The sequence below is a fragment of the Varibaculum vaginae genome, assembly GCF_900604285.1.
Lineage (GTDB): Bacteria > Actinomycetota > Actinomycetes > Actinomycetales > Actinomycetaceae > Varibaculum > Varibaculum vaginae.
Genome location: NZ_UWNY01000001.1, coordinates 1049803 through 1073343, shown reverse-complemented (window position 1 = coordinate 1073343; position 23541 = coordinate 1049803). Strand labels below are relative to the sequence as shown.

General features: G+C 51.3%; 12 protein-coding genes and 3 rRNA genes. 7 read left to right on the top strand and 8 right to left on the bottom strand.

All coding sequences use genetic code 11. The annotated features are described in order from the left end of the window. Nucleotides 1-24: 24 nt before the first annotated feature. Nucleotides 25-1179, bottom strand: coding sequence for a pyridoxal phosphate-dependent aminotransferase (locus tag EFB02_RS04535; RefSeq protein ID WP_122820376.1), 1155 nt, complete (start codon nt 1177-1179; stop codon nt 25-27). A gap of 267 nt (nt 1180-1446) precedes the next feature. Here EFB02_RS04535 and EFB02_RS04530 point away from each other — a divergent pair, with 267 nt between their 5' ends. Together EFB02_RS04530 and EFB02_RS04525 are read left to right on the top strand one after the other, a co-directional pair. Further along, nucleotides 1447-2301 carry an ADP-ribosylglycohydrolase family protein gene (locus EFB02_RS04530; protein WP_122820375.1) on the top strand — a complete coding sequence of 285 codons (855 nt, stop codon included), beginning with the start codon at nt 1447-1449 and terminating at the stop codon, nt 2299-2301. A gap of 123 nt (nt 2302-2424) precedes the next feature. Further along, the gene (locus tag EFB02_RS04525; RefSeq protein ID WP_122820374.1) at nt 2425-3000 is read left to right on the top strand and encodes a hypothetical protein; all 576 of its coding nucleotides are present in this window, start codon (nt 2425-2427) and stop codon (nt 2998-3000) included. Nucleotides 3001-3030: 30 nt separating this feature from the next. Here the strand turns inward: EFB02_RS04525 and EFB02_RS04520 are convergent, their stop codons facing one another. Further along, nucleotides 3031-3954 carry a serine hydrolase gene (locus EFB02_RS04520; protein ID WP_122820373.1) on the bottom strand — a complete coding sequence of 308 codons (924 nt, stop codon included), beginning with the start codon at nt 3952-3954 and terminating at the stop codon, nt 3031-3033. A 22-nt stretch (nt 3955-3976) separates the two neighbouring features. Then, nucleotides 3977-4642, bottom strand: coding sequence for a hypothetical protein (locus tag EFB02_RS04515; RefSeq protein WP_122820372.1), 666 nt, complete (start codon nt 4640-4642; stop codon nt 3977-3979). A 182-nt stretch (nt 4643-4824) separates the two neighbouring features. Here EFB02_RS04515 and glgX point away from each other — a divergent pair, with 182 nt between their 5' ends. The 5 genes from glgX (at nt 4825) to EFB02_RS04490 (ending at nt 13255) form a co-directional block, all read left to right on the top strand. After that, nucleotides 4825-6957 carry a glycogen debranching protein GlgX gene (gene glgX / locus EFB02_RS04510; protein WP_122820371.1) on the top strand — a complete coding sequence of 711 codons (2133 nt, stop codon included), beginning with the start codon at nt 4825-4827 and terminating at the stop codon, nt 6955-6957. A 17-nt stretch (nt 6958-6974) separates the two neighbouring features. Beyond that, on the top strand, nt 6975-9494 hold the full coding sequence (gene treY, locus EFB02_RS04505; protein ID WP_122820370.1) for a malto-oligosyltrehalose synthase: 2520 nt from the start codon (nt 6975-6977) through the stop codon (nt 9492-9494). Beyond that, on the top strand, nt 9495-11294 hold the full coding sequence (gene treZ / locus EFB02_RS04500) for a malto-oligosyltrehalose trehalohydrolase (protein ID WP_122820369.1): 1800 nt from the start codon (nt 9495-9497) through the stop codon (nt 11292-11294). Between the two features lie 180 nt (nt 11295-11474). Further along, nucleotides 11475-12050: a DUF3000 family protein gene (locus EFB02_RS04495; protein WP_122820368.1), complete on the top strand. Its 576-nt coding sequence runs from the start codon at nt 11475-11477 to the stop codon at nt 12048-12050. Further along, on the top strand, nt 12047-13255 hold the full coding sequence (locus tag EFB02_RS04490) for an HRDC domain-containing protein (protein WP_122820367.1): 1209 nt from the start codon (nt 12047-12049) through the stop codon (nt 13253-13255). Before EFB02_RS04495 ends, EFB02_RS04490 begins: the two co-directional genes overlap by 4 nt. A gap of 470 nt (nt 13256-13725) precedes the next feature. Here EFB02_RS04490 and rrf read toward each other — a convergent pair. From rrf to EFB02_RS04465, 5 genes are all read right to left on the bottom strand, one after another. After that, a 5S ribosomal RNA gene (rrf, locus tag EFB02_RS04485) occupies nt 13726-13842 on the bottom strand. A gap of 157 nt (nt 13843-13999) precedes the next feature. Beyond that, nucleotides 14000-17079 (bottom strand): 23S ribosomal RNA (locus EFB02_RS04480). A gap of 285 nt (nt 17080-17364) precedes the next feature. Continuing rightward, a 16S ribosomal RNA gene (locus EFB02_RS04475) occupies nt 17365-18904 on the bottom strand. Together the 16S, 23S and 5S rRNA genes form the textbook arrangement of a ribosomal RNA operon. Before the next feature lie 533 nt (nt 18905-19437). Continuing rightward, nucleotides 19438-20445, bottom strand: coding sequence for an aldose 1-epimerase (locus EFB02_RS04470; RefSeq protein ID WP_122820366.1), 1008 nt, complete (start codon nt 20443-20445; stop codon nt 19438-19440). Nucleotides 20446-20532: 87 nt separating this feature from the next. After that, complete coding sequence (locus tag EFB02_RS04465; RefSeq protein WP_122820365.1) at nt 20533-23430, bottom strand: leucine--tRNA ligase; 2898 nt, start codon at nt 23428-23430, stop codon at nt 20533-20535. Nucleotides 23431-23541: the final 111 nt, after the last annotated feature.

Here is a 23541-nt window from a genome sequence, read left to right as displayed (position 1 = left end):
GAGGACGAGAAACCGGTCGCTCCCCTAGCTCAAGGCCGTGATGGAACGCAGCACTTTAGCGGCATTTTCTCGGAAAGAATCTGGCTCTAGCAGCAGGGACAGGCTGATAGTGCCACTGAAGGGCAAGTCAAAAAAGTAGCCGGGCTGGCAATAAATTCCATAGTCGTTTAATAGTTTTTCCACCAGCTCGTCCTCGTCAATATGGGAGGGAAAACGCAAGAGCACGTTCCAGCCTCCTTGCGGGTGCATCACCGTAACCGGGCTGGCCGGGTCCTCCTCTACTAAACTTTGCAACGTGGCCAGGTTGTCGGCGCAGCGCCCGCGAGTTTCCTCCAACTGACGCGGGATTTTTTCCAAGAAACCAGGAAGGTGCGCGGCCAAAATATCACTAAACGGCAAGAACGCATCCGCGATGATATCTAACCGCGCTTTTGCCTCCTTCGCTAACGCCTCCGGACCCGATACCTCCAGCCAAGCAATTTTCACCCCAGGAGCACAGAGATTCTTCGATAAACCGTCTAGAGCAAAAGTGAGGATTTCGGGGCAACCGGCCAGTCGGGCTCGAGATTCCGGCGCCTCGTCCATGGGAAAGTCATAAAACACTTCATCGGCTATCAGGGGCAGATTATTTTCGGCGCAGTATTTTTGCACCAACTGGCGCTCTCCCCTATCTAAATAGGCGCCGGTGGGGTTACCCGGATTGATAACCACTAGGGCTCGTGGACGCGGGGAAACACCAACAGCTGGTAGCGAAAACGGATCTAGTTCCCAGTTTCGCCCTAGCCAAGCAAAACTATAAGACGCCACCTGCACATTTTCTAAGTTAGCCAAAGCCTCTATCAGCGGATATCCAGGGGTAGGTGCCAGCACTGCCTCGCCGGGATCGCAAAGCAGCTTCATCAGCCAGGAGTAGCCTTGCGAAGTGGAACTAAGCAAATACAGATTATCGGGATTGACGCTGCGCCCGTCCCTCTGGGAAAGAAAATCTGCGAGGGCGCGGCGGGCTGAGCGGGATCCGCGCGGATCCGCCTGGTAGGGGATGTCTGCTTCCCCCAGCCCATGCCGAGTGGGATTCGAGTCAGAGATATTTACCAGTTTCTGCCCCTGGGCGCGCCTTTCCCCCGCCGCCACAGTGATGGCGTTGGGCTGCGAAAGGCTTACTCGCTGTGAAAAATGCATCGCTCCCACTCTATGACGGCTAGCAGCTCCGGTGCATCGCCGCTAGGTTTCCGCGTTTTCCCACCCGGAAATCTGAAAAACCGGGAAGACAGCATCCTCTAGACAGCGCGCTTAGCTCCAGCAGCTATAGCTAAGCGCTGAACACAGTATGCAGGATCGTCAACTTAACCTCTCGAATTAACAAAAAACGGAAGTTTACTGCCGGTATCTGCGACAGGAGCACATAATAGTAAATAAAGCAGTAATCCACTTACAGGAGGAATCGTCATGATTGGCGCGATTATTGGGGATATTATCGGCTCAACCCGGGAGTTCTCACCGGTAGACCGCCGTGATTTTGAACTGTTTCCCTATAGCACCAACTACACTGATGACTCCTTAATGACTATCGCTCAGGGAATGGCATTTTTGAGGTGGCTAAACCTTAAAGATTCCGAGCGCTCTGAGCAGCGTCTCTCCCAGCTTCTGGTGCAGCGTATGCAGGAAATAGGGCGGCGCTTCCCCGAACCGATGGGATACTACGGAGGCCGTTTTGCAGCTTGGCTAGATGAAGATAATCCCTGCCCCTACAACTCCTGGGGAAATGGCAGCGCCATGCGGGTATCGGCTGCCGCTGAATGTGCGAAAACCCTAGAGGAAGCCCTCAAATTTGCGGAAATAAGTGCGGCAGTCACTCACAACCACCCCGAAGGTATTAAAGGCGCACAGGCAGTGGCCGCGGCAATCTACCTAGCGCGCAATAGCCGAAGCAAGCAGGAAATCGAATACTATATTTCGGAGCATTTCTATCCTCTTAAGCAATCGCTCGCTGAAATCAAGGCTAACTATCATTTTGATGAATCCTGCCAAGGTACGGTACCTCAAGCTGTCAGGGCGTTTACGGAGTCGATTAGTTTCGAGGACGCTATTCGCAATACCATTTGGCTGGGTGGTGATGCAGACACGATGGGGGCAATCACCGGCGCTATCGCCTGGGCATACTATTCCACCCGCTACGGGATCGATGAACGCATGAAGTTTATGGCGCAATCAGCACTCCGGTATTTCCCCGAAGACTTACATGCGTACGTTGCCTCTTATGAAGCAAGGTTTGATACCAGTTTTGAGTGGCCGAATAACTAGCGGATTTTTTACGGTGGCGACCTGACTTGGATAGAAACCTGCAAGTTCCTGGTAGTTAAAAAATACTATGGTAGCGTACAAAAACTTTCTCTCAACTTTGATGATTTTGTCCATGCCACCTGGGTGGGGAACTGGCCGAAAGATGCTGCGGCTACCCGAGTAAAAACCCTTGAAGGGTTTAAAGATGACCGGAATTGGAGAAATAGACGCCGGGCAGTGACAAAATTTCGCGACCGGCTGATAGCCGGGGATTTTGGTGATTTACGTTCCCGGCAACGAGAAGATGACGGCTCGTTATTAATCTTTCCCCCTAAAGATTCTCTGTGGCTTTATCAGGGAGTAGTCGACACTCTCGATTTCCTGGCAGATGAGCTAGACGCGGATTACAAAGAACATTTCCAAGAAGCTCTACATGGAAAGAAAGTACCCGTCGAAGAGGCGGATGCCAATTGGGTGTTTTCGGAGTTATTAGCTTTATGGCATCTGGAACGGGCTAAGGAAGGAGTGATCGCCAGTGCTGCCCGCACCGGGGAGCTGCTGGCATTGATTGAAAAGATTCTCGTTTTTTTCAATGCTCACAAAGATAAATATAAAGATAAACGGGGGATTATTGAAGATCTTCTATTAAAAGATCCAGAGTTGGGCTTGCAGGAAGTTATAGATTCAGACAGTGATTTCACTGATCTTGAAGAAATCTAATAACTGCTAGCAGCCACTGGTAGCAGTCAACTAGTAGAACAGTCTGGCAACTTCGTCAACCACCGCGGTTGCGGCTCCAAAAGAACTTGCCTGCGCGGCAATCGCAATCGGAGTTTCCCGCCCATCTGTCTGGAACCAACCTATCTGCCGGGCAGTGTAACCACCACTCAGAGTCGGCCCCCAGCCTCCTTTAACTGCAGAATTCGGCAGACGTCCTATCCCCCAACGTTGATTACCATCGGCCGCATACATATGGGACTTTAGCTGCGCAGCCCCCGGCAAGGAACTAAAGTTTTGCAGAAATTGCAACTGATCAGTGGTAGTCCATTGAGTTTGCCCAAAAATAGTGAAACCATTACGCAAGCGGGTAGCGGGAACCGTAGTGTGGTCGTCTCCGGCCTGCCGCAAAATCGCGGTAACCGCCTGCGCTCGCTGGGAATCAGATGTGCCTAACCCCTGCCATAATGCCTCGGCCGCTGCGTTATCGGAAGCCCGGATAGCAGCACTGATATTTGCGCTATTAGCATCAGCTTTCCCCTGTGCATAGATTGCCATTGCCAGCGGTACTTTCGAAGTAGACCAAGCCGGTAAATCTTGTAGGCTTCCCACTGTTTGAATTTTCCCTCCTGCCAGCCAGGATAGTTGAACTTGCGCCCCCTTGCTTTGTTCAATCCGTAAAACCTCGGCCGCTATTTTATCTTTTTCTTTACTGGCGGTATCCGCGGCAGCACTATTGGTGGGGGCAGCATTTGCAGACATCGGGGGGTTAGTACTGGTACCGGAGGGCTTAGAGGAAGCAGATGGCAGGGAGCTAGCAGGGGAAATCAAATTAATGTAGGCACGAACCGAAACTACCAAGGCGAAAATTAATATTGCTGCTGCAATAACCGTTAAAGCGGCCGCAACACCGACTTTTAGGGAGTGCCAGCGCTGGGGAGGTTCCGGATCAAACATTAGAAGTCACTGCCCTGAATACTCAACGACGAATGTATACTTGGGCATCATTTCCGCCGGTGCACAGCGCCCAGGAATTCCCACTAGAGTCTGTTCCTACACCAGAACAGCTCATATCGTAATATTTTCCCGTTACCGGGGAGTAAACATCATGAATTACAGATGATCCCCCAGAAGAAAAGTAGTCGGAAGTGACATTTTCAGCGAAATCGCAGCTAGTAACCCCATTAACTAAAACAGCGCCCCCCATACCGGAACAAGCGGCAAATCCCGCCGGAGGAGCCCAGGATTCCCGGGTACGAACCGGAGGTGCTGACCGCTGCGGCTGCGCTTCTTTGGTGATAGTACTGGTTTGGGTCGTAGTTTGTGGAGTAGCGGGGCTCTGCGCCGCACCCTTGTTATTCCCAGTTATATACCAAACTAGGAATCCTAAAGTTGCTAAAACCACCACTAAAACTCCGGCTATCAGGCCAATCATAATGGGGGTAGAACTTTTCTGCTCTTGGGGCATCTCCACTGGTAATGGAGATCCTGGATATGGGGTATTTACCGGATAAAATCCCCCAGGCATGGGGCTTACAGTTCCCTGGGGTGGATAAGGAGACACAGGATCTCCGCCGGCATCTGGCGACCAAGCATTCGGCAACGGCGAAACCGCAGGAAACGGATTTGTGGGAGTATCGGCCATTATTTATCCTTTTCAGCGAAATAGATAATTCCTGTAAAGTGTAGCAAAGCCGGGACTAACTTGGAGGATAGAACCGAGTTTATATGGCCACCAAATCAATATTTGAATGTGGGAATTACCCCTGAAAAAGTTATTAGGCACGAGTAAGTGCTAATTGACGCGTTTTATGACAACCTAGAAGCATGGAAATTTGGCCAGGAAAACCGTATCCGCTCGGCGCCACCTATGACGGTTCCGGGGTAAATTTCGCAGTATTCAGCGAGGTAGCTACCAAAGTTTATCTTTGTTTGATCGCTCAGGATGGCAGGGAAGAACGCATCGAACTACGCGAAGTGGACCACCATGTATGGCATTGTTATATTCCAGGACTACGTGATGAACAGCGGTACGGATTCCGCGTGGAAGGACCCTACGACCCAAAGCAAGGACACCGCTGTGACATCAACAAGTTTTTGCTTGACCCCTATGCGCGAGCAACCGATGGCGTGGTGGGGGCCAAACAGTCTTTGTACTCTTACGACTGGAACGACCCCAGCCAAGCCAACCATGATGATTCCTTGCCCGATATGGCGGTTTCGGTAGTCACCACCCCTTATTTCGATTGGGGAAATGATCGCCCGCCCGGACACGACCTCCATAAATTGGTTATTTATGAGGCACATGTAAAGGGCTTCACTAAATTAAACGAACAGATTCCAGAAAGGGAACGCGGCACCTATGCGGGGATCGCCAACCCAGCGACTATCGAATATCTAAAGAACCTAGGGGTAAATGCTATCGAACTGATGCCTGTGCACCAGTTTGTTAATGACTCCACCCTGCAAGAACGTGGCCTATCGAATTATTGGGGATACAACACCATCGGATTTTTCGCGCCCCATGCCGAATACCGCTCTCAAGAAGTAGTTGATGGGCAAGTTCAAGAGTTCAAACAAATGGTGAAAAACCTACACCAGGCGGGGATTGAAGTAATCCTGGACGTGGTATATAACCACACTGCTGAAGGTAACCATATGGGACCGACTCTCTCTTTTAAAGGCTTGGATAACGCTTCCTATTACCGGCTAGTAGAGGACGATAAGGAGCATTATTTCGACACTACCGGAACCGGAAATTCTCTATTGATGCGGTCGCCAGCAGTGCTGCAACTAATTATGGATTCTCTGCGCTATTGGGCAATTGAGATGCATGTAGATGGCTTCCGCTTTGATCTGGCGTCTACCTTGGCGCGCGAACTCCATGATGTAGACAAACTATCAGCATTTTTCGATATCATTCACCAAGACCCGGTACTTTCGCAGCTGAAACTAATCGCTGAGCCCTGGGATGTAGGCGATGGCGGATACCAGGTGGGTGGTTTCCCCTCCATGTGGAGTGAATGGAACGGCAAATATCGGGATACGGTTCGCGATTTTTGGCGCGGCAACTACGCCACCTTACCCGAGTTCGCCTCTCGATTTTGCGGCAGCGCCGATTTGTATGAACAAAGCGGGCGTCGACCGAATGCTTCTATCAATTTTGTAACTGCCCATGACGGCTTCACTATGCACGACCTGGTTTCCTATAACGAGAAACACAACGAGGCCAACGGAGAGGGCGGAGGCGACGGAGAGTCTCATAACCGCTCCTGGAACTGCGGGGTGGAAGGCCCCACCGATGACCCCCAGATTCATAAACTACGGGCACGCCAGCACCGGAACTTCCTAACTACCCTCTTCCTATCCCAAGGAGTACCAATGCTACTCATGGGAGACGAGGTAGCTCGTACCCAAAAAGGGAACAACAACACCTACTGCCAAGACAATGAACTTTCCTGGATGGATTGGTCATTCGAAGCTGCTGACGAGGATGACTACCGACTTAAACTTTTAGATTTTACTAAACACTTGATTAAGTTCCGCAACGAACATCCGGTGTTCCACCGCCGCCGTTTTTTTGCGGGTGCTCCTTCGCGGGGCGGGCAGTCCGAACTAGGTGAGATCGAGTGGTTCGCTCCCAATGGGCAAAAAATGACCGAGGAAGCTTGGAATAACGAAGAAGCGCGCTCCTTAATGATTTTCCTAAACGGGGAGGCCATCCGGGAACCAAATTCTCGCGGACAACGCATTGTGGATGATTCTTTCCTCTTGCTTTTTAACGCCGATCCGCAGGCTTGTACCTTCCAGATCCCACAAGGTTACGGTAAAGGTTGGAAGATCGCGATCTCCACTATGGAGGATGACCCTAACAGCGAAAATGAGTACAGTGAAAATGACTACCTAGAGATCCTAGATCGCTCGGTAGTGGTGCTAATCCATGAAGTAGCGGAGGAATAATCAAAGGAGATCCCCGTATGAAAAGCCAACACCCCCACCTGCCGGCAGGCGATAGACACCTTCCTATCAGTACCTATCGCCTCCAGCTCAATTCGGAATTCACTTTCGAACAAGCGCGGCAGCACCTGGGCTATTGGCATAATCTGGGGATAACTGATTTATTCCTTTCCCCCATTTTGCAAGCGGTTCCCGGCTCCATGCACGGCTACGACGTAGTTGATCATAAACAGATTTCTAAAGACCTTGGGGGGCGCGAACAGTTTGAAAAATTGGCCACTGCTGCCCACCAGGCGGGCTTGGGAATTGTAGTTGACGTGGTACCTAATCATATGGCGGTGCCGACCCCGGTATGGATTAACCGCCCTATGTGGTCCGTACTAAAAAGGGGGAAAGATTCCCCCTATGCACACTGGTTCGATATTGATATTGACCAGCCAATTCTCATGCCAATCCTTGGTAAACGGATTGGGCAAGTTTTAGCTGATCAAGAACTAAAACTCGAGCAGCTGGTGATTCCTACCGAGCCGGAACGCGGTAAACAGTGGATCCTACGCTACTATGACCACTATTTCCCGGTAGCGGCCGGTACCGAAGCCTTGCCCTTAGAGGTCTTGGTGGAACGTCAACATTACCGCCTGGCACATTGGAAAGTGGCCGATGAAGAACTCAACTATCGCCGTTTCTTTGATGTAGATACCCTGGCGGCGCTGCGGGTAGAGGATCGCGATGTGTTCGATTCTACCCACGCCTTACTACTGGAGTTATTTGACCAGGGATACATTGACGCATTCCGGGTGGATCACCCCGACGGATTGGCTGACCCTGCCGGTTATTTTAGCTGGTTATCTGAGGCTACCGGCGGCGCCTGGATCGCAGGGGAAAAGATTCTCGAGGACGCTGAACGACTCCCTAGTGATTGGCAGATTGCCGGAACTACCGGTTATGACACTTCCTGGCGGCTAACCGCCTTGCAGATAGACCCGCGTGCTTCCCTACCACTGGGAACCCTAATGCAAACTTTAACCGCAGATTCACCCTCCTCCTATCCACAAATGCAACGCGAAGCCAAGGGACAAATAATTGATACCTCCCTAGCTGCGGAGTTGAGGCGTATCGGGCAACTAGTGTGGAATATCTGTCAAAATGATTTCCGCTTACGAGATTACACTTTCCGTTACCTAGTCGATTGTTTACGGGAACTGATTATTGAAATGCCCTGTTACCGCGTCTATGTCACTAGCGGGCAACCCGCCCCCGCCCTCTCGCGAGAAATTGTTGAAGCAGCCGGGAAACGGGCACTGTGCCAGCTGGAACCGGAACATACTGACAGCATGGCAGTGATCATTGCCCTGGTACTAGGGGACGAAATTGGATCTGCTGCTTTACAAGAAATAGACCGGGATCGAAAAGAGTTTCTGGTACGCTTCCAGCAGGTTTGCGGAGCGGTTATGGCTAAAGGGGTGGAAGATACCACTTTCTATCGTTGGACCCACTTACTGTGCCTAAATGAAGTGGGTTCTAACCCGCAAGCATTCGGAATTTCTTCTGATAGTCTGCATATCTTTGCCCGTGATATTCAAGCCAACTGGCCAGCTACCATGACCACCAACTCCACCCATGACACCAAGCGTTGCGAGGACGTACGGATGCGTCTGGCCGTGATCAGCCAATACCCCACACTGTGGGCGGAAATAGTTTCCGACCTGCGGGCGGTGACCCAACCGTATTGTCCTAATGACCTAGATGGCCGCAGTGAAAATATGCTGTGGCAGACCCTTATCGGTACTTGGGATGATAAAGGCCCGATCCCACCCTCCAGGCTGCGCAATTATCTAGTCAAGGCGATTAGGGAACAAAAAACTTGGACTACCTGGACGACCCCAAATCTCGCTCGAGAAAATGAATTACTGGATTATGCAGAAAAGATTCTGGATGATCCGCACGTAGTCGAGATTGTTACCCGTTGGCACAACGAAACCGACCCAGCCACCCGCTACACCATCGTAGCTAATAAGGCCTTGCAACTAACCATGCCAGGAGTTGCCGATGTTTATCAAGGCTCAGAGATTACCCAGACCTCACTGGTAGACCCGGATAATCGGCGTCCGGTAGATTTCACAGCTTTAGCACAAGCACTGTCTAGGCTTGACCAAGAAGGGCTAGATCCTGCTGGAGACTATGCAATAGATGCTTTGAAGCTAAACTTGACAGCGGCAATTTTAAGGCTGCGCCGCCGCCGCCCCGAATGTTTCGTTTCTGCCACTGCCAGCTATCAGGCTCTCGCCCTCTCTACTGGTTATGCGGTAGCTTTTGCGCGGGGAACCGAAAACGAGGGAGCGCAAATCGTAACCCTCGCCCGGCGTCTGGCCGGCGTCCTCGCCCGTTATCAAGGAGATTTCCGACCAGAGCATACCGTGGTTTTACCAGAAGGCACCTGGAAAGATATTTGTTCCAATGAGGTATTCTCGGGAGGACTTCAGAGTCTGGAGGAGCTTCTAGCCAGACGTGGCGCGCGGATACTGGAGCGGGTGGAATAAATGATTCAAGATTCCTATGACTGGGATTTCGAAGGGGTTCCTCCCTGGGAGCTTACCGCTGGCTGCGAGCGAGTACCCCTGTGGGCTCCCGACAAAGAGCAGGTTAATCTGCTGGTTGGTTCACCAGATAATCCTCGAAAAACTCCAATGATTAAGCATGGTCAGTGGTGGCTGGCTCCCCGGCCACTGCCAAACGGCACCGTCTATGCTTTTGAGGTAGAAGGAAACGGTCCGTTCCCTGATCCCAGGGCACGCGTGTATGTCCCCGGTAGTGAACGGTGGGTAAAAACTGCCGATATTGCTGCTCTTAAACGGAGTTCTAACTGGCAACCCGATGGAAAACTTTTGGGGAGGGTCTGGTACGAACTGCATATAGGGACTTTTACTGCCCAAGGAACCCTGCGGGCAGCCATAGAAAAACTCCCCTACCTTGCTGATTTGGGAGTTGAGGTAATCGAACTAATGCCCACCGCAGTTTTCCCGGGAGAGCGTGGATGGGGCTATGACGGGGTGGGTTTGTACGCCCTCTTTAACCCCTATGGAACCCCAGAAGATCTGGTGGCTTTTATCGATGAGGCACATAAGCTAGAAATTGCGGTTGCCCAAGATTTGGTTTTGAATCATTTGGGTCCCTCCGGAAACTATTTGAGTCAGTTTGCTCCGTATTTTTCCAATAACCATGTAACCCCCTGGGGTGATGGCTACAATCTCGATGGCTCCGATAGCGGCCCGGTACGAGATTTCTTAATTGGCGCGGCAGTGGCTTTGCTTGCTGATTACGGGTTTGATGGCCTGCGTTTAGATGCAGTGCACGAAATCCAGGATGATTCTGAACTACATCTTTTGGCTGAGCTTTCGCAGGCAGTTGATGATCTTTCGGAAGAGTTGTGCCGGCCGTTAACTTTAGTGGCCGAATCTGATCTTAACGATCCTCTAATGGTTACGGCCGTTGATGAGGGTGGATACGGAATGGACGGGCAATGGGATGACGATATCCACCACGGTATTCACGTAGCTTTTACCGGAGAAACCCAGGGGTACTACCAGGATTTCTCTGATCCGGAAGCCTTGAGCAAGATATATTCGCAGGTTTTTTACCATAACGGAACTTACTCAAGTTTCCGAGGGAAAAACTGGGGGGCTCCGGTTCCGGCAGATATGAACCGTAACCGTTTCTTCGGCTTTACTTCCAATCACGATCAGATAGGCAACCGGGCTTTAGGGGATCGTCCCAGCGAAAAACTTTCCCCCGAGCTCCTGGCTGGTCAGGCCGCTTTAATTTTAGCTTCTCCTTTTACTCCGATGCTGTTCCAGGGCGAAGAATGGGGCAGTCATTCGCGTTTCCAGTTCTTTACCGACTATGCGGATCAAAGTATTGGTAAAGCAGTCGATGAGGGACGAAAACAGGAGTTCGCCTCCCATGATTGGGAGCAAATTTATGGTGACAAGGTGGAGGTACCTTCCCCCCAAGACCTTTCCACTTTCCTAAATTCTAAGCTACTCTGGCAGGAGCTCTCACAGTCCCAGAACAAAAAGATATTCGCCTGGTATCGACATCTAATCTCGCTACGCAGCGAGGGCGTTTTTGCTGATTTTATTGATCTTCAGCGCCGGCGAAAACTACTAATTCTAAAAACGAGGCACGCTCAGGTAATAGTAAACTTACATCCCCTCTCCCGTAATATCGCTGACCTATTCACGCAGATGCCAGAAGGTAATTGCTTTTCCTTTACCTTTGGAAAGCTAGAGAATCCGCCCTCAAAAATCGCAGGTGAGGACACCCTATTGTTCACTATTTGACCGGAAATAGGGGCATTTTAATCCCCGAATCTCTAATACAAATCTAAACGAAGCGTTCCTAAGCGCTGATTAGAGGACTGACTGATTATCCAGGAACAGTTACTATCTCTGGGGTTACTGCTCGACTGGTTATCGGCGTGGCAGCGACTTTAGCAGAAGTTTCCTGCCTACGCTGAAGGAGTGAATCAGAAGACGCCTGCAGAGTTTACCGATGCTCTGCTTACCTTGCGCCACGCCGCCTATGATTCTCATGTGGAAGTGAGTGAGATTCCTGCTCCCCATGGAATTGCTCCTTTTTCTGCGGCAATTCGCATGGATTGTGGCGCTTTGGAGGAGAACTCCCATAGCGGGGGTTCAGGGCGGCTCGTGATTCTTTATGACCCCCAGGAGCAGCCTGGATGGCAGGGACGTTTTCGCCTAGTAACGATGCTAAGTGCGCATGTAGATGTAGATTTAGTCACCGAACCACTGGCTGACCAGGTTTGTTGGTCTTGGTTTAGCGATTTTTTGACCCAGGCAGATGCCAGTTTTTTCCAGGCTGCCGGATCGGTTACCCGCTCCCATTCCGCCAGCTTCGGTGAGTTAGAAAAACGCTCAGAGTCGGCAGAAATGGAGCTACGTGCTTCCTGGACACCCCTAGAAAATGACCTGGCTCCCCATGCGGGAGCAATCTCGCGGCTTTTGGCTATGATATCGGGACACCCAGTGGAAGTTAGCGCCGGAATATCGCTGCTGGGACAGGTAAAACTGGTATGAGTGAGACCCTTTACCGTCCTCGTCAAGGCTCGATTCCTCTAACCGATACCAAACAGCAATACCGGGATTGTCTGCGGGAATATCATGATCCTGGACAATACGTAGCTTTTGATACAGAACGGGCCAGTGGAATTCGTTACCAAGACAAGGCCTATTTGATTCAGGCGAAGGGCCAAAGCGCTCCCCTGGTGTTACTCGACCCACTAGCCTTACCGGATTTATCTGATTTTAGCCTTGCCTGTAAAAACAGCACCTGGGTACTGCATGCAGCAAGAGAAGATTTACAGTGCATGGAGTGGGCAGGCTTACGAGCTCCCCACCTGTTTGACACCCAAATCGCGGCGAAATTATTGGGCTATGAACACGTGGGACTAGGAGCGGTAACTGAGCAAGTGCTGGGGGTAAAACTGGCAAAGAACCATACTCGCGAAAACTGGTCATTGCGTCCCCTCAAACAATCTTGGCTCGATTATGCTGCGCTCGATGTGGAATACCTGGTAGAACTAGCAATTGTGCTCAAAAAGCAACTGGAAGCAGCGGGCCGGATGACTTGGGCAGAGCAAGAGTTCTCCTATGTCCTAGAAACTATTCGCCGACCGGCAGATACCGATCCTTGGAGGCATCTGAAGGGAGCTGGGAAAGCTAAGTCCCCGCGGCAGTTAGGTTTATTACGAGAACTCTATTATCAACGTGAACAGGTCGCTAAGGGTCGTGATATATCCCCTTCCCGGGTACTACCCAATAGCGACCTCGTTGACTTAGTCCTGCAAACACCCCGTAGTTACCAAGAATTATCTCAACGTCCCTTTATGAAACGCCGCCAGCTGCGCCGTAACTGCCGACTGTGGTGGCAGGTAATAAAAAAAGTGCAAGATTTAACCAGCGAACAGCTGCCGAGCAAAGCACCACAGCATAAGTTGCATGAAATAACCTCTATTGCAACCTGGGAAAAAATAGATCCCGCACGGGCCGAGCTTTACCGCCAGCTTAAAGGTATTGTATCCACCTGGGCGCAGGAAAATCAGATTTGGGCAGAATTCGCGCTTTCTCCTAGTGCCATCCGACAAGTGGCTGCCTATTGGGAAACCCGCGGGAACAGCACACCCCTATTAGAGGTAGCTAAAGCAAGAGCCTGGCAAAGAGACATTTTTGTCCCCAGATTTGAAGATACTTGCACCAAATGGGTTAAAAAAATAACAATCTAAAGTCTATCTACCCGCAGTTAATGCCCGTACCCGAAATGCTTACCTGAAAGTAAATTGGAAAAGGCGGGGTACAAAAGCAAATCGCTTCTATACTCTGCCTGTCTTTGATTTCTTGAGTTCTGACCCCGCTAGTGGTTATTGCCTTTTATGTGGTTTAGAATCTGCGATCCGCGTCTAGCTGCAGTTATTATATGAAGGAGGCCAAGCCCCTTTTTTTGGGGTTTGGCCTCCTTTTGAAATGGTTGTGGTGGTGTCTTACTCTCCCGCGCTCGTTGGGGCGTAGTACCATCAGCGCTGCCGGGCTTAGCTTCCAGGNTATACTCTGCCTGTCTTTGATTTCTTGAGTTCTGACCCCGCTAGTGGTTATTGCCTTTTATGTGGTTTAGAATCTGCGATCCGCGTCTAGCTGCAGTTATTATATGAAGGAGGCCAAGCCCCTTTTTTTGGGGTTTGGCCTCCTTTTGAAATGGTTGTGGTGGTGTCTTACTCTCCCGCGCTCGTTGGGGCGTAGTACCATCAGCGCTGCCGGGCTTAGCTTCCAGGTTCGGGATGGGACTGGGCGTGTCCCCGGCGCTATGACCACCACAAGACTTTTGTTTAATCCCGTGTTTCATACCTTTTGAGTTTTGCTGCTATCCCTTTTAACAGGTTCCCCGGGATTCCGTCTTGTTTAACGGTTTGAGAGTGAGTGTGAGCGTCTTCGTGACGTTTAAGTAAGCCTTGAACACTGAAAGTGTTTTAACTGCTTGTTTTTTTATGGTTATTTAGTACCAGTCAGCTTTGCGTTTTACAACGTGTACACTTCTGGCCTATCAACCCAGTGATCTACTGGGAACCTAAAAGACCTTATCTTAAAGCAGGCTTCCCGCTTAGATGCTTTCAGCGGTTATCCTTTCCGAACATAGCCAACCAGCCATGCACCTGGCGGTACAACTGGCACACCAGAGGTTCGTCCATCCCGGTCCTCTCGTACTAGGGACAGGCCTTCTTCAAGTCTTAACGCGCGCAGCGGATAGGGACCGAACTGTCTCACGACGTTCTGAACCCAGCTCGCGTACCGCTTTAATGGGCGAACAGCCCAACCCTTGGGACCAACTCCAGCCCCAGGATGCGACGAGCCGACATCGAGGTGCCAAACCATGCCGTCGATATGGACTCTTGGGCAAGATCAGCCTGTTATCCCCGGGGTACCTTTTATCCGTTGAGCGACAACGCTTCCATAAGCCATTGCCGGATCACTAGTTCCTACTTTCGTACCTGCTCCACCCGTCAGTGTCACAGTCAAGCTTCCTTGTGCACTTACACTCGAACCCTGATTACCAACCAGGATGAGGAAACCTTTGAGCGCCTCCGTTACCATTTAGGAGGCAACCGCCCCAGTTAAACTACCCACCAGGCACTGTCCCTAACCCAGATAATGGGCCGAGGTTCAGATAACCAGCAACATCAGAGTGGTATTTCACTTGCCGACTCCACAAAAACTAGCGTTCCTGCTTCAACGTCTCCCACCTATCCTACACAAACACAACCAGCTACCAATACCAAGCTATAGTAAAGGTCCCGGGGTCTTTCCGTCCTGCTGCGCGTAACGAGCATCTTTACTCGTAATGCAATTTCGCCGAGTTCGCGGTCAAGACAGCACAGAAGTCGTTACGCCATTCGTGCAGGTCGGAACTTACCCGACAAGGAATTTCGCTACCTTAGGATGGTTATAGTTACCACCGCCGTTTACCGGGGCTTAAATTCACCGCTTCGCATAAATGCTAACAGTTCCTCTTAACCTTCCGGCACCGGGCAGGCGTCAGTGCGTATACATCGCCTTACAGCTTCGCACGCACCTATGTTTTTGATAAACAGTCGCTTCCATCTTGCTATTGCACCCCACACCCCCTAACCACGCAAAGCGGTTTCAAGGGGCAGGGCCTCCTTCTCCCGAAGTTACGGAGGCAATTTGCCGAATTCCTTAACCACGATTCACTCGCTCGCCTTAGTATTCTCTACCCAACTACCAGAGTCGGTTTAGGGTACGGGCGGAATAACACCTCACAACGCAGCTTTTCTCGACAGCACAGACCAACCCTGTTATCGACCCAAAAGGATCCCACCATCACCTCTGACCCTTAACGCCTCCCGGATTTGACCTAGAAGACAGGCTGCAGGCTTGAACACGGTAAACCACCACCGCGCCAGGCAATCTCACTGTGTCACCACGAAGCTAAAACACTCAAACCAAAAACCCAAAACCCAACGATCCCTGCCAACCCGAAGGAAGACAAAAACCAAAAAGGGCGTCAAGCTCAAAAGAATAAGCGCTATAAACGGTCCCATCCCGGTAGCAGAATATCAACTGCTCAACCATCGACTACGCCTGACGGCCTCGCCTTAGGACCCGACTAACCCAGGGCGGATAAACCTTCCCCTGGAACCCTTAGTTTATCGGCGCCAGCGATTCTCACGCTGGACTCGCTACTCATGCCTGCATTCTCACTCCCACACCACACACGACCCATTACCAGACCGCTTCAACAGTGCAGGACGCTCCCCTACCCCGCGACACAAAAGCATCGCAGTCACAGTTTCGGTGGCATGCTTAAGCCCCACTACATTATCGGCGCACAATCACTCGACCAGTAAGCTATTACGCACTCTTTCAAGGGTGGCTGCTTCTAAGCCAACCTCCTGGCTGTCAACGCAACTACACATCCTTTCCCACTCAGCACACACTTAGGGACCTTAACCGATGATCAGGGCTGTTTCCCTCTCGACAACGAAGCTTATCCCCCGCTGTCTGACTGCCCGCCCTACTTAACGCGCATTCGGAGTTTAGCAGATCTCAGTAACCAACAAGGCCCATCAACCAACCAGTAGCTCTACCACACGCAAGCAAAAAACGGACGCTATACCTAAATATATTTCGGGGAGAACCAGCTATCACGGAGTTTGATTGGCCTTTCACCCCTACCCACAACTCATCCCCCAGGTTTTCAACCCTGGTGGGTGCGGACCTCCACGACGTTCTACCGCCGCTTCATCCTGGCCATGGGTAGATCACCCCGCTTCGGGTCTATACCACGCAACTAAAACGCCCCCAGGACTCGGTTTCCCTACGACTACCCCACAACGGGTTAACCTCGCCACGCAACATAACTCGCAGGCTCATTCTTCAATAGGCACGCCACCACCACACCAGCCCCGAAAGACCCCATGGCTCTGACGGCTTAAAAACGCTTGGTTTCAGGAACTATTTCACTCCCCTCCCGGGGTACTTTTCACCATTCCCTCACGGTACTAATCCACTATCGGTCACCGCGCCCGTCCAGGCTTACCCAATGGTCTGGGCAGATTCACACGAGATTCCACGAGCCCCGCGCTACTCGGGAACAAAACCCAACGCCCCACATGCACAACCAGCTACCCGACTATCACGGTCTACGGCCAGGCATCCCAACCTGTTCACCTCGCACACACAAAAACGCTCCAAGAACCGGCAGATTCTCAACGACTTTGCCCCACAACACCGCCCGCGCAACCCCTGCCGAGTATCACACGCAAACGGTTTAGCCAACACCCGCTATCGCTCACCACTACACACGGACTATCTCACAAAAGGCGGTACTAAGATGTTTCACTTCCCACCCTACCAAACCAATACCTACAAAAACTTCAGTACGGTCCAACCACACACAACTATGGTTAGGTTACCCCATTCGGAAACCCCCGGATCAACGCTCGCTCGCTAACTCCCCGAGGCTATCGCCAGCCACAACGTCCTTCATCGGCACACGATGCCAAGGCATCCACCAAACGCTCTAAACAAAAAACAAACCAATAAACAAAAACACCAACCACCCAAAAAGGGCGGCCAACGAACAAGATTCTCACTCAAAGCATCACAAAGACACTCACATCCACTCTCCAAAAAACAAACAACCAACCCAAAAAACCCCAAAACCAAAAAAGCCTCAAAAGTCAATGAGCCAAACAAACAAACCCACAAGGCCTGATTGTCCCTATACCCGACAGCCCCCCAAAACCAAACCCAAAACAAGCAAAGCCCCGGGGGGAAAGTGTTTTCTCATTCCATTTGCGCAAAAAACAAAACTCCCTAGAAAGGAGGTGATCCAGCCGCACCTTCCGGTACGGCTACCTTGTTACGACTTCGTCCCAATCGCTAGCCCCACCTTCACCCGCTCCCCCTCAAAAAGAGTTAGGCCACAAGCTTCGAGTGTTACCAACTTTCGTGACGTGACGGGCGGTGTGTACAAGGCCCGAGAACGTATTCACCGCAGCGTTGCTGATCTGCGATTACTAGCGACTCCACCTTCACGGGGCCGAGTTGCAGACCCCGATCCGAACCAAGACGCCCTTTAAGAGATTCGCACCACCTCACGGTATCGCAACCCTTTGTAGACGCCAATGTAGCATGCGTGAAGCCCAAGACATAAGGGGCATGATGATTTGACGTCATCCCCACCTTCCTCCGAGTTAACCCCGGCAGTCTCCCACGAGTCCCCAACACAACTTGCTGGCAACATAGGACAAGGGTTGCGCTCGTTGCGGGACTTAACCCAACATCTCACGACACGAGCTGACGACAACCATGCACCACCTGCACACCAGCCAAAAAGGAAAACCCATCTCTGGATCGGTCCAGTGCATGTCAAGCCTTGGTAAGGTTCTTCGCGTTGCATCGAATTAATCCGCATGCTCCGCCGCTTGTGCGGGCCCCCGTCAATTCCTTTGAGTTTTAGCCTTGCGACCGTACTCCCCAGGCGGGGAACTTAACGCGTTAGCTACGACGCAGAAGACAAAAAAGCCCCCCACACCCAGTTCCCAACGTTTACAGCATGGACTACCAGGGTATCTAATCCTGTTCGCTCCCCACGCTTTCGCTCCTCAGCGTCAGTAACAGCCCAGAGACCCGCCTTCGCCACCGGTATTCCTCCTGATATCTGCGCATTCCACCGCTACACCAGGAATTCCAGTCTCCCCTACTGCACTCAAGCCAGCCCGTACCCACCGCAAACCCACAGTTAAGCCATGAGCTTTCACGACAGACGCAACCAGCCACCTACAAGCCCTTTACGCCCAATAATTCCGGACAACGCTCGCGCCCTACGTATTACCGCGGCTGCTGGCACGTAGTTAGCCGGCGCTAATCAACCCCTACACTCAACACACCCATTGGCATGCCTTGTTCAGAGCAAAAGGAGTTTACAACCCGAAGGCCTTCATCCCCCACGCGGCGTCGCTGCATCAGGCTTTCGCCCATTGTGCAATATCCCCCACTGCTGCCTCCCGCAGGAGTCTGGGCCGTATCTCAGTCCCAATGTGACCGACCACCCTCTCAGGCCGGCTACCCGTCAAAGCCTTGGTAAGCCATCACCCCACCAACAAGCTGATAGACCGCGAGCCCACCCAATTCCGGCCAAAAGCCTTTCCCACCCACCCCATGCGAGGCAGACAGAACATAAGGTATTAAACACCCTTTCGGAAGCTTATCCCAAAGAAAAGGACAGGTTACTCACGTGTTACTCACCCGTTCGCCACTCTCACCAAAAGTGCAAGCACCCTTGGATCCCGTTCGACTTGCATGTGTTAAGCACGCCGCCAGCGTTCATCCTGAGCCAGGATCAAACTCTCCAACAAAAACCAAAAACAACCCACCAAAAAAGCAGGCCAAAAAAAGGTTCAAGCCAGAAAACAATCCAGCAAAAACAAACACCAACAATCAAAAAACAAAACGTTCCAAAATCATCAGCATCAAAAAAACAAAATAAACAGAAAAAACCAAACCCACCCCAAAACAGAGCAAACCCAGTTCAATCCCACACAAACAAAACAAAAAAACACACTATCGAGAACACAAACAACCAAACCACAAACCAACCAATCCAGTCGGTCAGGATTCGTTGCGAGCAAAAAATAATCGGCGGGAAAGTTTTTCTCCCGCCGGCCTCCGCGCTCGGCAACGAATACAAAGTTACCGCCCTAAAGCCGTAGCGTCAAACCAGATCCCCGAAAAGTAATCGAAGCCACAGAAAATCGGAAATATTATTGTGTTTACCTGCGTAAACTCATTTTTTATCAAGAATTAAAATCGCCGCAACCGCTTATTTTTAAGCGGTTACGGCGGGATGTCCAAGCAAGGGACAGCTAGTCGCTGTGTCAGCTCCCCCCCCCTAAAGAAGCTGTCTGGGACTACGGTGTTCGAGCGCTGCATGCATTTCTTGAATGCCACCGGCAGGAACCGTAATCAGATCTTCACACTCGGGGCGATTAAAGGAATCCGACATTGCCAAGAGGGGCTCCACAGCGACTGACAAACCCCGACGGTATGCCAAATCTTGCGCGGTGTAGACATGCAATGTTGCCAACCCTAACCCCTGACGTGCATCTTTTAACTCCACGGTAGTTTGTGAGCCGTCGGCGTGGTCAACTACAGCGGTAGCTATCCCCGATTCTGCAACTAGCGAAGTTAATCCCCAGTCGATATCGCGGCGGTTAACTAAAGTCACTGGATAGGACTGCGTGGAAAATCCTCTGATTCCCGGCTCGGGAATCAGATTTTTATCAGTTTGCACGCGAACCTGCGATGGCACCGTGACTCTAGTATTTTCTACGCTGCCTCCCTGACAAGCTATATAAGGATGCCACCCTAAAGTAATCGGGGCAGCGCCCTCGCCAAGATTCCGAGCCAATATATCTAGTGACAAACGGTGAGGATCGCAGGTAAGGCGATATGTAACTTCTATCTCTACGTCGAAAGGATAGGCGTCCAGCTTTGTCACTTGAACTTTTGCCCGCAGGAAATCCGCGCCAGACTCAACCAATTCAAAAGGCTGATCAGCTACCAGTCCGTGCAAGGCCTGTACCCCTCCAACGGTTTTGCCCTGAAAATCGTATTCGCGCCCTTGGAAAGTATATTTTCCGTCCCGCAAGCGATTAGACCAGGGCGCAAGCACCGCACTGCGGAACCCGTCCATCTCGCGCGCCTCAGCCTCGTCACGATAACCATCAATGACGTGCGCGGTACGCTCTTCCAACTCTCGCGGAGCATCTAAAGGCGTATGATCCTCACTGGGCTCCTCAAATAGGTCTTTAACCTGCCAATCTAAAACCGTTGCCCCGATTTTAGCTATCGATACCGAATCTTTTCCCGCTTTTAGCGTCCAGATTTCTTGGCTCAAGCTTGCTGCTCCTTAAAAATATCTAAAGGCTAAAACTCTAAAGCTATTGGAAACGAAAAGCTCACTCCCCTTTGTCTCCATTAGCAATTATTTCTTCTTTCTGATTACTACGTTCACCAATTTGGGCTCCCTGACAATCACTTTCAAGGGCTCCTCACCGTCTAGATTCCGTTTGACCACTTCGGTTTCCAATGCCTGTTTTTCCAGATCCTCCGCAGAAATAGATTGCGGAACTTGCAGACGATATTTCACCTTGCCGTTAATCTGTACCACCGCAGTGATTTCCTCTTCTACTAGCAAAGATTCATCGGTTACTACCGGGAAAGGTTCACGTGCCAGTGAGGAAGAGTGTCCCAGCCGGCTCCATAATTCCTCGGCAATATGGGGGGCGAGCGGGGAAATCATCAAAACCAGCGCCTCCGCTACTTCCCGGGGAACCGCTTTCAGCGCAGTCAAATGATTATTGAGCACAATCAGATCTGAAACTACTAGGTTCAGGCGCATTTCCCGATAATCTTCGGTTACTGCCGCAATTGCCTTGGCTAGCGCGCGCTGAGTTTCCAAATCCGGCACGTCCTCGCTGACAGTAACTTCACCTGTGTTTTCATCGATCACATTCCGCCATAAACGCTGTAAGAAGCGCTGCGAGCCCACCACTGCCCGGGTTTCCCAAGGCCGTGACATATCTAGCGGCCCCATCGACATTTCATAAACCCGAAAAGTGTCTGCCCCATATTCAGCGCAAATATCGTCCGGAGTGACAATATTTTTCAGGGATTTACCCATTTTGCCGTATTCACGATTTACCGGCTCCCCCTGATAGGTGAACCCGCTAGCCTCATCACCTTCTACTTCGGAAGCAGGAACGTATGCTCCCCGCTTATCCGTATAGGCGTAGGCCTGAATGTAACCTTGATTGAACAGCTTATGGAAAGGCTCTAGGCTGGACAAATGCCCCAGGTCGTAAAGGACTTTGTGCCAAAAACGTGCATACAGCAAATGCAAAACTGCGTGCTCTACCCCGCCAACATAAAGATCAGTACCGCCCGAGGATGCGCCCGCACGCGGCCCCATCCAGTAACGTTCATTTTCCGGGTTAGCCAGAAAATCCTTTTCACCTGGGTCAAGGTAACGCAGCTCGTAACAGCAGGAACCCGCCCAGTTAGGCATCACATTGGTATCCCGGTAATAGGTTTGTTTACCCTGTCCCAGGTCGAGTTCTACTTTTATCCAATCCTCGGCACGCCCCAAAGGTGCTTCCGGTTTGGAATCAGCATCATCGGGGGCAAAAGTGCGCGGCGAGAAGTTATCTACTTCCGGCAAATCCAGAGGCAGCATAGACTCTGGGAGAGCGTGCACTACTCCGTCCTCGTCATAAACCACTGGGAATGGCTCTCCCCAGTAACGTTGACGCGAGAACAACCAATCACGCAGACGGTAAGTAGTGGTAGCTTCCCCCAGTCCCGCAGTTTCGAGCCAGGAAGTTATCTTGTTAATCGCCTCGGCTTTGCCCAACCCGTTAAGAGAAATCTGGTCATTAGCCGAGTTCTGGATAACCCCATCCCCAATCCACGCGACATCTTTATCGGCATCGGGCGCCGGAGTAATAGTGTAGATAATGTCCAGGTCGAACTTCTTCGCAAAATCCCAGTCGCGCTGGTCGTGGGCGGGAACCGCCATAATCGCGCCAGTACCATATCCCATCATCACGTAATCAGCGGTAAAAATAGGGATCTGGCGATTATTAACCGGGTTGGTGGCAAATAAACCAGTAAACACCCCGGTCTTTTCCCGTGCATCTTCCCCACGTTCAAGCTCGCTGCGAGCAGCTGCTTGTTCCTGGTAAGCACGCACCGCTAGCTGAGGATTATCATATCCCCCAGTCCATGCCTTACGGGTTCCTTGCGGCCACTGCGCAGGAATCTGTGCGGCTCCCTGGGGAAGTTCTGTCTGTCCCAGCCCGGAAAGTAGCGGGTGCTCCGGCGCTACCACCATAAAGGTGGCACCAAATAGAGTATCCGGGCGCGTAGTGTAAACCTGCAGGCTGTCTCCCTCCGTTTGGAAAGAAACCGTGGCTCCATGGGAGCGTCCAATCCAATTTTCCTGCATAGTGCGCACTTTTTCCGGCCAGTCCAAAGTGGCTAGATCTTGAATCAGTCGATCACCATAGGCGGTAATCCGCATCATCCATTGACGCAGATGAGAGCGGAATACTGGGAAGTTTCCGCGTTCGGAACGCCCCTCGGAAGTTACTTCCTCGTCAGCCAGTACCGTCCCCAATCCTGGACACCAGTTAACCGGCGCATAGGATAAATAGGCTAAACGGTAATCCTCTAGGATATCCTCACGCTGCTTCGCGGTTAATTCATCCCACTTTGCCCCCTCGGGTAGAGGCTTTTCCCCACTCGCAAACTTTTCAATCAGTTCTTGAATAGGACGAGCCGCTCCTTGTCCCCCATCTGGGCGCTTCGCTTCCGGGTCATACCAAGAGTTAAAAATCTGCAAGAAAATCCACTGCGTCCAGTGATAATATTCCTGATCAATAGTGGCAAAAGACCGCCGTTGATCATGGGAAAGACCGATACGCGCTAACTGGCGCTGCATAGTAGCGATATTTTCCCGGGTAGTCTTACGCGGATGCTGCCCCGTAGTCACCGCATACTGTTCCGCGGGCAAGCCAAAAGCATCATATCCCATGGTATAGAGGACGTTCTTATCCTGCATCCGCTGAAAACGCCCAGTGACATCGGTAGAAATATATCCGAGGGGATGTCCAACGTGTAGCCCCTTCCCCGATGGATAGGGGAACATATCCATCACGAAAAATGATTCTTTCTTTGCCAGCGGCCCGGCTAGGGAACCCACCGGGTTATCGGCATTGAAAGTACCTTGTTCTAACCAGTATTTTTGCCATTTCTCTTCGATTTCACCTGCCATCTTGGCGGTGTAACGATATGCCGGTATGTCACTAGCGTTGTTGCTCATGGACTTTTCTCCCTTCAGTACTCCCTCAAAGCCTACCCCATATGATGCGAGGCTATTGTCTCCAGGTTTCTAGGTGAAATCTGCCTATAAATTCCTCTTTCACCTTGCTAA

Excerpts from the sequence above, each read along its gene's own strand:
- EFB02_RS04535 (WP_122820376.1), bottom strand. The coding sequence starts at position 1,179 with ATGCATTTTTCACAGCGAGTAAGCCTTTCGCAGCCCAACGCCATCACT.
- EFB02_RS04530 (WP_122820375.1), top strand. The coding sequence starts at position 1,447 with ATGATTGGCGCGATTATTGGGGATATTATCGGCTCAACCCGGGAGTTC.
- EFB02_RS04520 (WP_122820373.1), bottom strand. The coding sequence starts at position 3,954 with ATGTTTGATCCGGAACCTCCCCAGCGCTGGCACTCCCTAAAAGTCGGT.
- EFB02_RS04515 (WP_122820372.1), bottom strand. The coding sequence starts at position 4,642 with ATGGCCGATACTCCCACAAATCCGTTTCCTGCGGTTTCGCCGTTGCCG.
- glgX (WP_122820371.1), top strand. The coding sequence starts at position 4,825 with ATGGAAATTTGGCCAGGAAAACCGTATCCGCTCGGCGCCACCTATGAC.
- treY (WP_122820370.1), top strand. The coding sequence starts at position 6,975 with ATGAAAAGCCAACACCCCCACCTGCCGGCAGGCGATAGACACCTTCCT.
- treZ (WP_122820369.1), top strand. The coding sequence starts at position 9,495 with ATGATTCAAGATTCCTATGACTGGGATTTCGAAGGGGTTCCTCCCTGG.
- EFB02_RS04490 (WP_122820367.1), top strand. The coding sequence starts at position 12,047 with ATGAGTGAGACCCTTTACCGTCCTCGTCAAGGCTCGATTCCTCTAACC.
- EFB02_RS04465 (WP_122820365.1), bottom strand. The coding sequence starts at position 23,430 with ATGAGCAACAACGCTAGTGACATACCGGCATATCGTTACACCGCCAAG.